14 protein-coding genes are annotated in these 14,469 nt (G+C 61.3%); 2 read left to right on the top strand and 12 right to left on the bottom strand.

Translation table 11 applies throughout. The features are described from left to right. Positions 1-5: 5 nt before the first annotated feature. The 4 genes from CGA21_RS01605 to CGA21_RS01590 all read right to left on the bottom strand — a co-directional run bounded on the left by CGA21_RS01605 (position 6) and on the right by CGA21_RS01590 (position 5,394). Entirely contained in the window at positions 6-1,904 is a 1,899-nt protein-coding gene (locus CGA21_RS01605) for an FTR1 family protein (protein WP_188263395.1), read from the bottom strand. 138 nt (positions 1,905-2,042) lie between these two features. After that, entirely contained in the window at positions 2,043-2,675 is a 633-nt protein-coding gene (rhtB, locus tag CGA21_RS01600; protein WP_033040668.1) for a homoserine/homoserine lactone efflux protein, read from the bottom strand. Between the two features lie 227 nt (positions 2,676-2,902). Then, the gene (locus tag CGA21_RS01595) at positions 2,903-3,484 is read right to left on the bottom strand and encodes a mechanosensitive ion channel family protein (protein ID WP_110748052.1); all 582 of its coding nucleotides are present in this window, start codon (positions 3,482-3,484) and stop codon (positions 2,903-2,905) included. Beyond that, entirely contained in the window at positions 3,484-5,394 is a 1,911-nt protein-coding gene (locus tag CGA21_RS01590) for an ATP-binding cassette domain-containing protein (protein WP_110748055.1), read from the bottom strand. Before CGA21_RS01590 ends, CGA21_RS01595 begins: the two co-directional genes overlap by 1 nt. Positions 5,395-5,444: 50 nt before the next feature. Between CGA21_RS01590 and CGA21_RS01585 the strand changes: the two genes are divergently transcribed. Further along, on the top strand, positions 5,445-5,909 hold the full coding sequence (locus CGA21_RS01585; RefSeq protein ID WP_110748058.1) for a TIGR02444 family protein: 465 nt from the start codon (positions 5,445-5,447) through the stop codon (positions 5,907-5,909). Here CGA21_RS01585 and CGA21_RS01580 read toward each other — a convergent pair. Continuing rightward, entirely contained in the window at positions 5,906-7,063 is a 1,158-nt protein-coding gene (locus CGA21_RS01580; RefSeq protein ID WP_188263394.1) for an AlgP family protein, read from the bottom strand. The genes CGA21_RS01585 and CGA21_RS01580 overlap by 4 nt on opposite strands. A 192-nt stretch (positions 7,064-7,255) precedes the next feature. On the opposite strand from CGA21_RS01580, the gene CGA21_RS01575 reads away from it, so the two are divergent. Beyond that, positions 7,256-7,921: an FKBP-type peptidyl-prolyl cis-trans isomerase gene (locus CGA21_RS01575; RefSeq protein WP_188263393.1), complete on the top strand. Its 666-nt coding sequence runs from the start codon at positions 7,256-7,258 to the stop codon at positions 7,919-7,921. 61 nt (positions 7,922-7,982) lie between these two features. On the opposite strand, the gene rsd is transcribed toward CGA21_RS01575, so the two are convergent. The 7 genes from rsd to CGA21_RS01540 all read right to left on the bottom strand — a co-directional run bounded on the left by rsd (position 7,983) and on the right by CGA21_RS01540 (position 14,388). Continuing rightward, the gene (gene rsd, locus CGA21_RS01570; RefSeq protein WP_083349898.1) at positions 7,983-8,441 is read right to left on the bottom strand and encodes a sigma D regulator; all 459 of its coding nucleotides are present in this window, start codon (positions 8,439-8,441) and stop codon (positions 7,983-7,985) included. A gap of 176 nt (positions 8,442-8,617) precedes the next feature. Then, complete coding sequence (locus CGA21_RS01565; protein WP_188263392.1) at positions 8,618-9,169, bottom strand: disulfide bond formation protein B; 552 nt, start codon at positions 9,167-9,169, stop codon at positions 8,618-8,620. Between the two features lie 228 nt (positions 9,170-9,397). After that, complete coding sequence (locus tag CGA21_RS01560) at positions 9,398-10,636, bottom strand: heme biosynthesis protein HemY (protein ID WP_188263391.1); 1,239 nt, start codon at positions 10,634-10,636, stop codon at positions 9,398-9,400. Next, the gene (locus CGA21_RS01555) at positions 10,633-11,781 is read right to left on the bottom strand and encodes a uroporphyrinogen-III C-methyltransferase (RefSeq protein ID WP_110748071.1); all 1,149 of its coding nucleotides are present in this window, start codon (positions 11,779-11,781) and stop codon (positions 10,633-10,635) included. Before CGA21_RS01555 ends, CGA21_RS01560 begins: the two co-directional genes overlap by 4 nt. A gap of 16 nt (positions 11,782-11,797) precedes the next feature. Beyond that, positions 11,798-12,565 (bottom strand): uroporphyrinogen-III synthase, encoded by a 768-nt coding sequence (locus tag CGA21_RS01550; RefSeq protein WP_188263390.1) that lies wholly within the window; start codon positions 12,563-12,565, stop codon positions 11,798-11,800. Further along, positions 12,562-13,503 (bottom strand): hydroxymethylbilane synthase, encoded by a 942-nt coding sequence (gene hemC, locus CGA21_RS01545; protein WP_188263389.1) that lies wholly within the window; start codon positions 13,501-13,503, stop codon positions 12,562-12,564. The genes CGA21_RS01550 and hemC overlap by 4 nt, the downstream gene beginning before the upstream one ends. Before the next feature lie 138 nt (positions 13,504-13,641). Then, the gene (locus tag CGA21_RS01540; protein ID WP_020799331.1) at positions 13,642-14,388 is read right to left on the bottom strand and encodes a LytR/AlgR family response regulator transcription factor; all 747 of its coding nucleotides are present in this window, start codon (positions 14,386-14,388) and stop codon (positions 13,642-13,644) included. Positions 14,389-14,469 lie beyond the last annotated feature (81 nt).

The raw sequence follows: 14,469 nt of genomic DNA, 5'->3' as shown, positions 1-14,469 counted from the left end.
TGCTGTCAAGAAACCTGCACCCGCCGCTTCTCGGCCAGGCGACTGCGGCTGTACAGCACGATGATCGCCACCAAGGCCACAGCCTGGGCCGTCAGCGAATACGCATCCGCATGAATCCCCAACCAATCGAACTCAAAGAACGGCACCGGCCGCGTGCCGAAGATCCCGGCTTCCTGCAGCGCCTTCACGCCATGCCCGGCAAACACCACCGACAAGGCACAGAGCAGACCGGCGTTGATGCTGAAGAACAGCGCCAGCGGCAGTTTCGCCGAGCCGCGCAGGATCACCCAGGCCAAGCCGACCAACAACACCAACGCCGTCGCGCCACCGGCCAATACTGCGTCATGGCCCGCCGGTCCGGCCTGCAACCACAGGGTTTCGTAGAACAGGATCACTTCGAACAGTTCGCGATACACCGAGAAAAACGCCAGGATCGCAAAACCGAAACGCCCACCACCGCCCACCAGGCTGCTCTTGATGTAATCCTGCCAGGCCGCGGCATGACGACGGTCATGCATCCACACCCCGAGCCACAACACCATGACGCTGGCGAACAGGGCCGTTGCACCTTCCAGCAATTCACGCTGCGAGCCGCTGACATCAATCACATACGCCGCCAGCGCCCAGGTACCCAGACCGGCCAACAGTGCCAGGCCCCAACCGACGTTGACACTGCGTACCGCCGACTGTTGGCCGGTATTACGCAGGAAGGCGAGAATCGCCGCCAGCACCAGGATGGCTTCCAGGCCTTCGCGCAACAGAATCAGCAGGCCGGAAATAAAGCTCAGCGACCAGCTCAAACCATCGCTGCCCAACAATCCGGCAGACGTTTTCAACTTGGCCTTGGCCGTCTCCAGGCGCTGTTCCACCTGCTCCACCGGCAAGCCATCCTGTAATGACTGACGGTAAGCCATCAGCGACTTTTCAGTGTCTTTGCGCACGTTGGCATCGACGTTGTCCAAGGAGCTTTCGACCAGCTCGAAGCCTTCCAGGTACGCCGCTACCGACAGGTCGTAGGCTTGATCGTGATCGCCTGCGCGGTAAGCCGCGACGCTCTTGTCCAGGGTAGTCGCGGTGTAGTCGAGCAACTGCGCCGGGCCACGCTTGGCTTGCGGCGGCTGAGCCCGTTGCGCGCGGAACGTCGCTGCGCCCTGCGGACCGTCGGCTGCCTGCACTTCGGCCGGCGTCTGACGGGCCAGATCGGCAATGTTGTAGGTCTTGTCGCTGCTGGCGGCCTGCGGATCGGCGCTGAAGCTGGCGATATAGGTTGCCAGGTCCCAACGCTGACGATCATCTAGCTGATCGCCGAAAGCCGGCATATCGGTGCCTTCGACCCCCAGGCCCAGTGTGTTGTAGATCGCGTAGAGGCTCAGGTGATCCAGGCGCGTCTTATCTCGCAAATTGGCCGGCGCAGGGGTCAGCCCCACACCCGCCGGACCATCGCCAGCGCCGGTATCGCCGTGGCACACCGAACAATGCTGGGCGTACAGTGGCGCGCCGCGAGTCGGGTCCGGGGTAATGATCGGCGCCTGGCTGACTTCATAGGCCACGGCCAATTTTGCGCCGAGTTGCCGAGCCTGGCGGGCAACGTCCGCACCGTCCCGACGCACGCTGATCGCCTCGCGCAGCGCGCTGACGCCCTGCTCCAGCCCGGCTTTTTCCGGTTTGGCCGGCATGCCGGCAATCAAGCCTTGCAACACCTGGACAAATTCCAGTTGTTCGCGGTATTCGGATTCGTTGAGGACCTTGCCTGCCTGCACCGCTTGCGGATAGTCCGCGCCGAGGTAATCGAGCAAGTGCAACGCTTGCGGGGCGCCTTCCACGGTGTCGGCCAGCAGATTAAAGCTGCACAGGGCAAACACCGGCGCTAACAGCCAGGCCAGGAATCGGGACGGGGCAATCATGAACGAATCTCAATTGGAAATACGAAGTAACATATTGTTCACTCCCAATCAGTTTCACTCAAGCTTTGTCGTCGATTGCACGACAGCGCATAAACGAAAAAGGCGACCTGAAGAGGTCGCCTTTTTTGTGCTTGATGTTTAAACCGCGGCTTTACGCAGGGTGGCCATGAACGCCGCCGCGCCAATGAACAGCCCGGCAAAGGTACGGTTCATGCGCCGTTGCTGTTTCGGTGTGCGCAACATACGCAGCACCTTGGAAGCCAAACCGGTGTAACCGGCCATGACGATCAGGTCCACGCAGACCATGGTGACACCAATGATCACGTACTGGATCAGCAGTGGCGCGTGCGGATCAATGAACTGTGGCAACACCGCCAGCATGAACACCAACGCCTTGGGGTTGCTGATGTTCACCAGGAAGCCTCGGAACACCAGGGCCATCGGCTTGCCAATCTGCCGGATCGCCGCGTCATCGCTCATATCGCTGGGTAGCGCACGCCATTGTTTGATGGCGAGATAAACCAGGTAGGCCACACCGAACCATTTAATCGCATGGAAAGCCGTGGCCGACGCCGTGAGAATCGCGCCGACACCGGCGCCAACAATGGCAATCTGCACAGCAAGGCCCAACTGCAGGCCCAGGGCGTTCCAGTAGCCGCGCCAGAAACCGTACTGCAGGCCACTGGACATTGACGCAATGGCGCCGGCACCGGGAGAAAGACTGATCACCCAGCAGGCGGCAAAAAACGCCAGCCATGTTTGAAGCTCCATTGCACACCTCGACTCGGACTCGTGACAGGTGTCTAAGCTAATGCGGCTTTGGGTGGATGACTACCGATTTTTTAAGGAAATGGCGACTGCCGACCAGCGTTGTATGCCGTTAGGCCCCCTTCGCGAGCAAGCCCGCTCCCACCTTGGCTTGCGTCTCTCCAGATTGAACATGGTCGAGTGTGGGAGCGAGCCTGCTCGCGAAGGCGGTGTATCAGGCAACAGAAGGCCTACTTTTCAAACCCGCTGGAAGGAAACACATCAGTCCCGCGCCAACGCCGCACCGAACGCTGGAAGAACAAGCTGTTGGGCACTTGCACCATCGCGCTACCAGTACCCAGCTCTTCAGCCTCGATCAACGTGGTGTACAGCAGATTGATCGCCACTACCCGGCCTTTGACGCCCGGCTTGTCGGTGGTGTCCACCAACTCGACCACATCGCCCAGGCGAAACGGGCCGACGGTGAAAATCAGAATCGCGCACAACAGATTGGAGAGCACGCTCCACATGGCGAAAAACGCCACCGCCGCCACCGCGACGAACCCCGACAGCGCCGTCCAGAGCACCGTGGCAGAAACCCCGAGACGCTCCAGCACGAAAATCAATGCACTGCCCATGATCAGCCAACGCAGGCCGCCGCGCAGCGGCATCAGCAACTGCGGCGGAAACGGATAGCGCTCACCGAGACGGGTCAGGCACTTGGCAACGAAACGCTGGGCGATGTAGCCCGCCAGCAGGATCAGCAGGATTTGCACAGTGAGCCAGATCGGCTCGATCCACATCGCTGGCAGCGGCAGCTTGAACGCCTCCATCAGGACAGCGACTCCAGCTCCGCCTGCATGCTTTCCAGCAGTTCCAGGGCTTCCATCCAGGCTTCTTCCAGCTCCCCTTCGCGTACCTTCAGCTTGGCTTGCTCGGCCAACAGGTCACGCAACTCGTTCTTGCGCATCGGCTCGTAGATATCGCTGTCGCCAAGGCTGGCATCGATCTTCGCGAGTTTTTCGTGCAGCTTGCCCAGCTCGGCTTCGAGCTTGTCAGCCTCACGCTTGTGCGGCGCCAGTTGCTGGCGCAATGCAGCGGCAGCCTGACGCTGGGCTTTCTTGTCGGTCTTGTCCGGGTTGACCGGGGTGTTGCTGACCGGCGCATTGCGCTGGCGATACTCCACCAACCAGCGGGTGTAGTCCTCCAGGTCGCCGTCGAACTCCTCGACCTTGCCGTCTGCTACCAGATAAAAATTGTCGGTGGTGCTTTTGAGCAAATGGCGATCGTGGGAGACCACCAGTACCGCACCACTGAATTCCTGAAGGGCCATGGTCAGCGCCAGGCGCATTTCCAGGTCCAGGTGGTTGGTCGGTTCGTCGAGCAGCAACAGGTTCGGCCGGTCCCAGGCAATCAGCGCCAGCGCCAGGCGCGCCTTTTCGCCACCGGAGAAATTCAGTACTGGCTCGTCGATCCGCGCGCCGCGGAAGTCAAAGCCGCCGAGAAAATCGCGCAGGGTCTGTTCGCGCTCGGTTGGCGCCAGGCGCTGCAAGTGCAGCAACGGGCTGGCCTTGGCATCCAGGGAGTCAAGCTGGTGTTGGGCGAAGTAACCAACGACGGTGTTTTCGCCACGGGTCAAGCGGCCCGCCAGCGGCGAGAGCTCACCGGCAAGGTTTTTGATCAAGGTCGATTTACCGGCGCCATTCGGGCCAAGCAAGCCGATGCGCGCGCCGGGGGTCAGTTGCAGCTTGACCTTCTCCAGCACGGTTTTCTCGCCGTAACCCAGGCGGGCGTCGGACAGGTCGATCAGCGGGCTGGAAATCTTCTGCGACTCGCGGAAGACGAAGTCGAACGGCGAGTCGACGTGCGCCGCCGTCAGCTCCTCCATGCGCTCCAGGGCCTTGATCCGGCTCTGGGCCTGGCGGGCCTTGGTCGCCTGGGCCTTGAAGCGGGCGATGTAGCTTTCCATGTGCGCACGTTGCGCCTGCTGCTTCTCATAGGCCTGTTGTTGCTGGGCCAGGCGTTCGGCACGGGCACGCTCGAAGGCGCTGTAGCCGCCGCGATAGAGGGTGATCTTGCGTTGGTCGACGTGAGCCACGTGATCGACCACGGCATCGAGGAAGTCCCGGTCGTGGGAAATCAGCATCAAGGTGCCGGGATAGCTTTTGAGCCACTCTTCGAGCCAGATGATGGCATCGAGGTCCAGGTGGTTGGTCGGTTCGTCGAGCAACAGCAGGTCCGAAGGACACATCAAGGCCTGCGCCAGGTTCAGGCGCATCCGCCAGCCACCGGAGAAGTCGCCGACCTGGCGATCCATCTGCTCGTTGGTGAAGCCCAGGCCCGCCAGCAGCTTGCGCGCGCGGGCGTCGGCGGTGTAACCGTCGGCGCTGTCCAACTCGGAGTGGTAGCGGGCCTGTGCGGCACCGTCATGGGCCGCTTCGGCTGCCGCCAGGTCACGTTGCACCTGGCGCAGGCGCAAGTCGCCATCGAGCACGTAGTCGACCGCCAGGCGTTCGAGCGTGTCGACCTCCTGGCGCATGTGGGCGATACGCCAGTCAGCCGGCAGGAAGCAATCGCCCGAGTCCGGGTGCAGCTCACCCCGAAGCAAGGCGAACAGGCTCGATTTGCCGGCGCCGTTGGCACCGATGAGGCCGGCTTTCTGGCCGGCGTGCAGGGTCAGCTCGGCGTCTTCTAGCAGACGTTGCGGGCCACGCTGTAAAGTCAGGTTCTGAAGTCGAATCATAATGGCGGCGGAGTCTACCAGCTTCGCTCGCAACTGGCGCGAGTAGCACTATGTCCTCTGACCTGTGGAGCTTTTCCCTGACCCTTTATGCCCGTCCGGGCGTTGAACGGGCATGCCTGCAAATGCAGGCGGCCGGCGTCAGTGTGTGTCTGCTGCTGTGCGCGGCATGGCTGGGACAGCGGGGGGTCGCCTGCGATGAACAGCGCCTGAAGAAACTTCGCGGTGTGGCGCAAGCCTGGGACGTCGATGTCGTGCAACCGTTGCGGGCGCTGCGCGTGCAGTGGAAGGTTGCCGCCGCACAGGATGCCGAGCTGCACTTGCTGCGCGAACAGGTCAAGGCACTTGAATTGGAGGCTGAGAGAAATCTGCTGTTGCGCCTGGAGCGATCGTCTCGGGATTGGCCGCACGGTGTCGCGACCGATCTGGCGATCTGGCTGGAAGGTGTGACGGCGGAGGCCGCCCACCTGCACCGCGACGCGCTGCATCAGCTGCGCGTCGCGGTAACCGGCACTTAAGAAGCGCTGGTTGGGTTGGTGCTGGAGTTCGACGGTGCCACTGGCGTTGGCGCGGTGGAGGCTGTCGAGGTTGTTGCTGTCGGCGTAGGAGCAGCCGAAGCGGATGGCGCTGGCGCTGGTGTCGCTGGCTTGGCAGCTGGAGCCGGAGCCGGCTTGGCAACAGCGGCCGGTTTTTTCACGGCAGGTTTCGCTGCTGGTTTTGCTGCCGGTTTTGCTGCTGGCTTGGCAGCGGCGGGTTTTGCTGCCGGTTTCGCAGCGGCAGGTTTTGCGGCAGTGGCTGGTTTCGCCGCAGCCGACTTGGCCACTGGTTTTGCAGCAGGTTTCGCGGCAGGTTTCGCAGCTGCTTTCGCCGCCGGTTTGGCTGCTGGTTTTGCAGCAGGCTTGGCAGCGGTTTTCGCCACGGCAGGTTTGGCGGCAGGTTTCGCAGCCGGTTTCGCAGCGGCAGTTCTAGCGGCTGGTTTGGCGGCTGCGGTTTTGGCTACGGCAGGTTTCGCAGCGGCGGTTTTGGCGGCAGGTTTGGCAGCCGGTTTCGCGGCCGCTGTTTTGGCAGCAGCTGGCTTGGCAGCAGCGGTTCTAGCAGCCGGTTTTGCAGCACTGGCCGCGACAGGTTTTTTCGCTGCAGAGGTTGCAGCAGGTTTGGCTGCGGCTTTCACCGGTGCCTTGGCGGCAGGTTTGGCGGCAGGCTTGGCCGGTGCTTTTGCGGCAACCGGTTTGGCAGCGGCTTTCTTCGCAGGAGCCGCAGCTGGCTTGGCCGAACGCAGGGACAACGCCTTGCCGACAGCCTCTTGAACGCGACCAACACCCTGGGCCAGTTTCAGGCTTTCCTGGGCGTCGCGCTTGAGTTGCAGGATGTAGCCGCGAGTTTCCGATTGACGATCCTTGAGTGCATCAAGCAGGTCCTCGAGCTCTTTCACCGCGCCCTTGGCCTTGGCTTGCGCCTTGGCCTTTCCGGCCGCCGCTGCGTCCTGCAATTTGGTGCGGGATTTGTGCAGTTTCTCTTGCGCTTTTCCGCGCTGCTTTTCCAGTTTGGCGAGCAATTTTTCGGCATCAGCCAAAGCTTCGGAACAAGCGTTTTCCAGATGCTCGAGCAGGCTGCCCGAGAGTTGTTGGAGCAGGTGCAACGGAGTACTTACAGGCTTCTTGGTGGCCGACATGGTTTACCTCCTGGCTGGGGTGAGTGCGGCTCATACTAGACCTCTGCTGCTACCGCCGCTAGGGCATCTTGACAGTAACCAAAGCGCTGCGTTGCAACGAACTGAAAATGTTCTGCGCTGGCGCAAAAGCAGTTCACCTTTGAATGCATTCGCACTGGCATAATCGGCCGCATCCCAGGCTGGAGAGTGCCGATGTCGCGCTACCTTTTTTTATCGTTTTGCGTGTTTTTTTCCGTGGCTCAAGCCGCCGAAAAAAACCCGCAAAAAGACGCTCACGATCTCGCTTACAGCCTGGGCGCAAGTCTCGGCGAGCGCTTGCGCCAAGAGGTTCCTGACTTGCAGATTCAGGCACTGGTCGATGGATTGCAGCAGGCCTATCAAGGCAAGCCACTGGCGTTGAAGGACGAGCAGATCGAACAGATTCTGAGCGAGCACGAAACGCGGGTGAGCACGCAGACGCCTGCGCCGCAAAACACGTTGGCGCTGGAAAACGAGCAAAAATTTCTCGCCAGGGAAAAAGCCAAACCTGGCGTTCGCGAATTGGCGGATGGAATACTGCTGACCGAGTTGGCACCAGGTAATGGCATCAAGGCCGGACCAAACGCAAAGGTGCAGGTGCTTTACATCGGAAGACTTCCTGACGGCACAGTGTTCGACCAGAACAATCAACCACAGTGGTTCAGTCTCGATAGCGTGATCAGCGGCTGGCGCAGCGCGCTGCAAAACATGCCGGTCGGCGCCAAATGGCGCCTGGTGATTCCATCGGCACAGGCTTATGGCGCCGACGGTGCCGGCGACCTGATCGCCCCCTTCACTCCCCTGGTATTCGAAGTCGAATTGCGCGACGCCTCCAGCTGAAAGCACAAACGAAAAACGGTGCGCCATGGCGCACCGTTTTCAGGTTTTGCGGGGAGAGCGATCAGGCCTGAACCGAATCTTCTTCCTTGTGAGCGGTATGCAGCACTTCGATCAGGCAGTCTTCCAGTTCGAAGCGCTCATGCAGCAAGCCACCCAGCGTCTTGAACTCATCAGCAACACACTTCCCGGCATCGCACAGGTCGTTGAATGCGAGAAGTTTCTCGGTGATGACGTCGATGCGTGGGTAGATGGTCTCGGCGAGCTCCAGGCCACGCTTGTCGTTGAAGGCCTTGGCCTCCCCCGTCAATTGTTCGTAGATCTCGAAATGGCCGGCGGATACGTAATCGACCAGGACGCCGCAGAACTCTTGCAAGGGCTTGCGGTTCTCGGACAGTGCCTCAGGTTTTGCTCCGAGCTTGTCGTACGCATCGATCAGCTCTTTACGCTCCTGCAACCAGCGGTCAATCAGCAGATGAACTCCACCCCAACGTTCCTGAGCATTCTGACAACTTTCGAGCATGGCGGTCTCTCTTCCCTTGTGGGTCATGCTGCTCTACACCTGTCACACACTTGAGAATCAAGATCGACCAGGCAGAGCGTCATCGAGCAACATAAATCCAATGACACGTGCGGGCCAGATTATGCCCGCACGACGGTGGCTTCAAGGTACTCAGACGATAAAGTTCATACAAGTGTTTAATCTTTGGCAAGCACCCGATGCGACGACTCGCCGCCGAGCGGTCGTCTGCTGGCGCTCAAGACCAGGCGTATCAGCTGATAAATTCCCGGAATCATCACCGCTACGAAGAACAGCAGACTCCATTCCGGAATGCTCAAATCGAACAACGTCCAGGCTATCCGCGGGCAGTCGACGGCACCCTGGAACAACTGCTGCGCAACCCGTAACCACGGGGCGCTGGTAAATACCACGGCCAGGTCGGGCGAGCAGGCGGATAGTTGATGCACTGGGTCGTTTTGCAGCAATACCTGGCGCCAGGCCGTGAATGTGCCCAATAGGCCGCAGAACAGCCCGAGCAGCCAATACACAAAGGCCCCCAGGCGACCGGGACCGTGCACCGAAGCTATCAGGCTCAAACCGGTCAGCAGCGCCAGGCAAGCCCGCTGCAACAGACACAAGCCACATGGCTGGAGGCCGACCGCATATTCCAGGTAATAGGAAACGCCCAAGGCCAGGGCGCCTGCGATGAATACAGTGAAAAACAGGGAGCGGGGGCAGGCCAACGACATGGCGTTTCCGTAACAATAAGAGTCCGACAGCTACGGTAGTGGAAACCGCGCAACCCTTACAAGGCGGGCAGATGCAGACACTTCAGCAAATACGTTAGGAAATCCCGACAGGCATCGGAGGATCAGATGCAATGGTTTGTAGGACTTTGCTGAAGCGGGATTGTAAAGGGAGAATTCCGACAGACTCTGGAGCAGCGGATCGCCCATTCGAGCGATCCTTCTCAGGGGTCAAACGCGGGCCAGCACCGGCAACGGTGCCGCCAGCAAGCGCTCATCGAGCAAGCCCAGGCCTTCCTGGAATAGCTGGTTGCTGCGTTCGGTGTCTCCCATCTGTGCCAGCAGGCGGGCCAGTTCGGCGCATGCTTCCGGGTTGCGCTGTACCCGCAGACTGCTTTCCAGATAATCCCGGGCCTTGCCCCACAGGCTGTTTTGCAGACACAGGCGACCCAGCGTCAGCAACAGGCCGGGATCTGTCGGATGATCCTTGAGCCAGCCCTCGGCGAGTTGCAGCTGGCGAGCCGGGTCACTGCCGCGCACCAATCCATAAAGGCGCGCCAGATGGCTGTCATAGTTACGCTTGAGCGCCGTGCGCAAGACCTCTTCGGCCTGCACCTGGGCCCCCAGTTGCCGCAGCTGCTCGGCATAGGCGAGCACCAATTGCGGCTCTTGGCGCTGAGCCGAGGTCAGCTGTTGCCACGCGCGATCGAGCGCCTGTAAACCGAGCCCCCCTTCCACTTCCTTATGCGCCGCCAGGGACAGGTTCTCACCCCAGGCCCTGCGCTCCAGTTCGGCCAGTTCAGCCGCTGGCAGGACTTTGTCCTTGCGCAGCTCAGGCAGCAAGCGAATCACTGCCGACCAATCACCTCGCTGCTGATGCAGGCGTTGCAACTGACGCAGCGTCTGTGCGTTATGCGGGTGGCGCTCATGCATCGCCTGCAGGGTCGCCAGGGCGCCCTCGGTATCACCACGATCGGTCTGCAACTGCGCGTGATTCAAGGCAATCGCCAACTCGGCCTGGGGCTGACGCTCCAGGGCACGCTCCAGCAGGTTGTCGCTTTCTTCGTAGCGACCTTGCTCGTTCGCAGCCCGCGCCGCCCCGAGGTAGTAAAGCAGCGGCTGACGCTCGGCTTCCGCGGCCCGATGCAAGTGACGTTGCGCGCTGGCCCAGCGACCTTCGGCCAGGTCCAGTTGCCCATGCTCTATCGCCACCTGGATCCGGCGACTGCGATTGCGCCGTGACCACGGGTTGACCACGCCACCGGAGGTCGTCACCAGTTCGATCAACGCCTTGATCCCCCAGAAGACCAGCCAGAGAACGGCGATCAGTGCCAGGGTTGCCCACAGGCTCGATTCGTAGCGAAAGCTCTTGTAGGCGATCAGGACGTAACCTGAATGCTCGGCGATGGCCAAGCCCAGCGCAGCCGCAGCCGCAATGGCCAGGAACACGATCACATAGAGGCGTTTCATGGGGTGGCCTCCTGCGCGGCATTCGCGGCAGGTTTGGCCAGCGGCTTGATCGAGTCCTCGGCGTTGACGTTACGCCGCTCCAGATAGCCCTGGACCGCACTCAGGGTGCCAGTCAGGTCCGGCGTGACCACGGAGACCGGCTGCTTGCTCAGTTCCGCTACCTGTTCGAGCATCACTTTGCTTTGGGGATTGTCGGGGTTGAAGTTGCCCTTGAGCACATCCCGCGCCTCTGCCAGTGCTTGTGAATACACCGCTGCCTGACCGTTGAGCGCAGCCCATTGCGCCTGCTCCAGCGCCAGGCTCAGGGCGAGGCGAACCTGACTCAGGCTCTGCCCGGCCAGCAAAGGACGAACATTCTTGTCGGCATTGAAATCGATACGGATGTAGCGCGAGATCTGATCCCACCACTGCGCCCAGCGGCTGGCGCCGTCGCCATCGGCGGTCAGTCCCAGCAAGGATTCGCCGCGATCCTTGTACTCGGGCGCAAGCTCGGTCAGGTTGATCACCTGGTCGCGCAACGCCCCCAGTCGCAGGAACAAACCGGTGCGATCCGGTTGTTCGGTGCTGCGCAGGGCCACCAGGGTCTTCGCCACCTGCTCGCGAGCGGCGAAGGAGCCAGGGTCATTCTGCTCACGGAGAATTTCATCGGCGCCCTGCACCAGGGCCTGGGCGCTGCTGATGTCCTGCAGCGCCGAGAGGCGCAGACTGGCCAGACGCAGCAAGTGCTCGGCCTCTGCCAGGCGCCAATCCTTGCGGCTGGCGCCAAGGACGGTTTCCAGGCGTTGATTGAGTCGCTGCTGATCACCCTGAAGCTGAATCACCAGCCGACTGCGCTCTTCCAGCACATCGGCGCCGGGCAGTTGCTCCAGACGCGCGCTCAGGCGTTGATCATTGAGTTTCAGGCTCTGCGCCTCGTCACTCAATGCCTGCACCTGACCCAACTGCTGTTGGTTGATCGCTTGCAGGTGACGCACCTGCCAGACCCCCCAACCACCCACCGCGACACCGGCAGCGCCCAGCAACAGCGCAACGATGGCCAGCCCATTGCCGCGGCGCTGCACCGCAGCAGGTGGCGGCTGCATTTCATCAACCGGCGCTTCAAGCACTGGCCGGACGTCATCTTTTGGCAAGGCTGTTTCGCTCACGTATCCATCCTTTGCATTAGAGAACGGGTTCGGGATGCTCCCGCAACGCCGTCAGCAATGCCGTGGCGCTGGCGCCACGACAATCCACAACTGTTTGGGCTCCGGCGGCACGTGCCAGCTCGGCGACCCTGGGGCTTGGTACAAACAACGGTAACCGCGACAACTGCGGCCAGGCATCGCCAGCCAATTGATGCAGGTGCTCAAAACCTTGTCCACTGCTGACCACCAGTGCATTCAGGCGTTCCGTTTCGATCCGCTGCTCCAGGGCTGCCGAGGGGTATTGCGGCAGCTCGCGGCGGTACAACTCCAGATACTCGACACTAGCACCTGCCTCGCGCAAACGCTCAGCCAGCAGTTCACGCCCACCCTCCCCGCGCAAAATCAGCACACGCGGATCAGGCCCGGCGAGAGCCTCGCGCAAACTCGCAAGCTCGAGCAAGGCTTCGCTGTCATCGCCCTCCTCCGGAAAGCTCACGTCCATGCCGTGATCCTGAAAAATCCGTGCCGTCGCGCAGCCGACGCTAAACCACTTCACACGCGGTGCTTGAGAGCAAAATCGCTCGAGCAGTTCGACGCCGATTCGCGCAGCGGGCTTGCTGACCACAATCACCGCACTGTAGCGATCGAGCTCGCGGATCACTTCGCAGATTGTGTCAGAGACAGGGATCGGCACGATGTCTAAAAGCGGCAAGCTACTGCTGAAAATCCCCTGGTCGGCCAAAAGACTGGCCAACGCCGCCGACTCATCCGCCGGACGCGTCAGCAGCAGGCGCCAGCCCGTCACTCGTGGCCTGCCTCGCCGTAGACCGCTTTCAGAATTTCGGCGGCGCCCTGGCTCAAAAGGTCTTCGGCCACTTGCACCCCCAACGCCTCGGCGTCACCACGCGGCGCTCGGGCCTGGGCACTGAGCAGCAGGCCGCCACTCGGTTCGCCCACCAGGCCACGCAACCAGACCTGGTCACCCTCAAGCACGGCGTAGCAGGCGATCGGCACCTGGCAGCCGCCATTGAGGTGTTTATTGAGGGCACGTTCGGCGCTCACGCGGGTCGCGGTGTCCTGGTGATGCAGCGGTGCGAGCAGTGCGTGGATTTCGCTGTCGGCGGTGCGACATTCGATGCCCACTGCGCCCTGGCCACCCGCCGGCAGGCTGTCGTCGACACTGATGGCCGAGGTGATGCGATCCTCAAAGCCCAACCGGATCAAGCCGGCGGACGCAAGGATAATGGCGTCGTATTCGCCGGCGTCGAGCTTGGCCAGGCGCGTGTTGACGTTGCCGCGCAGGAAGCGGATCTCCAAATCCGGACGACGGCTCAGCAACTGGGCCTGGCGGCGCAGGCTCGACGTGCCAACGATGCTACCCGCAGGCAATGCATCAAGGCTGGTGTAAGTGTTGGACACGAATGCATCGCGAGGGTCTTCGCGCTCGCAAATACAGAACAGGCCGAGACCTTCGGGGAAGTCCATCGGCACGTCTTTCATGGAATGCACGGCGATGTCGGCTTCGTTTTCCAGCAGCGCGGTTTCCAGTTCCTTGACGAACAGGCCCTTGCCGCCGATTTTCGACAGGGGTGAGTCGAGCAGCTTGTCGCCGCGACTGACCATGGGTACCAAGGTCACGAGCAGACCCGGATGGGCCTGTTCCAGACGGGCTTTGACATATTCGGCCTGCCACAGGGCAAGAGCGCTTTTGCGGGTGGCGATGCGGATCTGGCGAGAGGACATGGATCAATCCGTACTGAATAGATACGGCGGATAATAACAGCTCAGCCAAATCCACTTTGACTTGTATCAGAAACTACTCGGCCTCCCTGGCCCCGGATATCCGGCAATCGGGTGTGAAGTCCGCCAGCAACCAGCGAATCAAAGCTGTTGCATCATTTTCCGCACGCCGGCCACGTGGCGTCGGCTGACGATCAATGCATCGCCGTTCAGGCCCTTTAGAAACAGCTGGAAATGCCCCAGCGGTGTTCGTTGCAACCGTTCGATGCGCTCGCGAGCGACCAGTGCGTTGCGGTGAATACGCACGAAACGGTCACCGAACTCATCTTCAAGGGCTTTGAGCGGCTCATCCAACAGCACCTCACCGCTTTCGTGACGCAAGGTCACGTACTTGTGGTCGGCAATAAAATAGACCACCTGGTCCAGCGGGATCAGCTCGATCCCCTTGCGGGTACGAGCACTGATATGGCTGCGCGGGCCGTTGCCACTTTCGGCGGCAGGGCGAGTCAGGGCGGCGAGCTGGCCACGATTGGGCCGTTCGGCTTTTTTCAACGAGTCATGTAATTGTTCAGTTCGCACAGGTTTCACCAGATAGCCTACGGCGCTGGCCTGTAAGGCTTCCACGGCAAATTCATCGGGCCCCGTGCAAAACACCACGGCAGGCGGGGTTTCACGTTCGCACAATCGCGCAGCCACTTGCAGGCCATCGAGGCCTGGCATGCGGATATCGAGAAGCACGATATCCGGCTTGTGGCTGTCGATCAGTGCCAACGCTTCATCGCCGTTCGTAGCGCTGGGCTCCAGGACACTGTATCCCTCGAGCTCGCCAACCATTCGGCTCAGGCGCTCGCGGGCAAGGGGGTCGTCATCAACGATCAGGACATTCATATTGCGCTGGATTCCTGCGTGAGTCTCGCACAAGGATAGCGTAGACAGGTGAAGTGACGTCCGTCACCGCGATCCACGCTA

The organism is Pseudomonas sp. PSB11, from assembly GCF_014596605.1.
Classification (GTDB): domain Bacteria; phylum Pseudomonadota; class Gammaproteobacteria; order Pseudomonadales; family Pseudomonadaceae; genus Aquipseudomonas; species Aquipseudomonas umsongensis.
The sequence above is the reverse complement of the archived record's forward strand: the minus strand, read 5'-3'. Positions and strand labels throughout refer to the sequence as shown.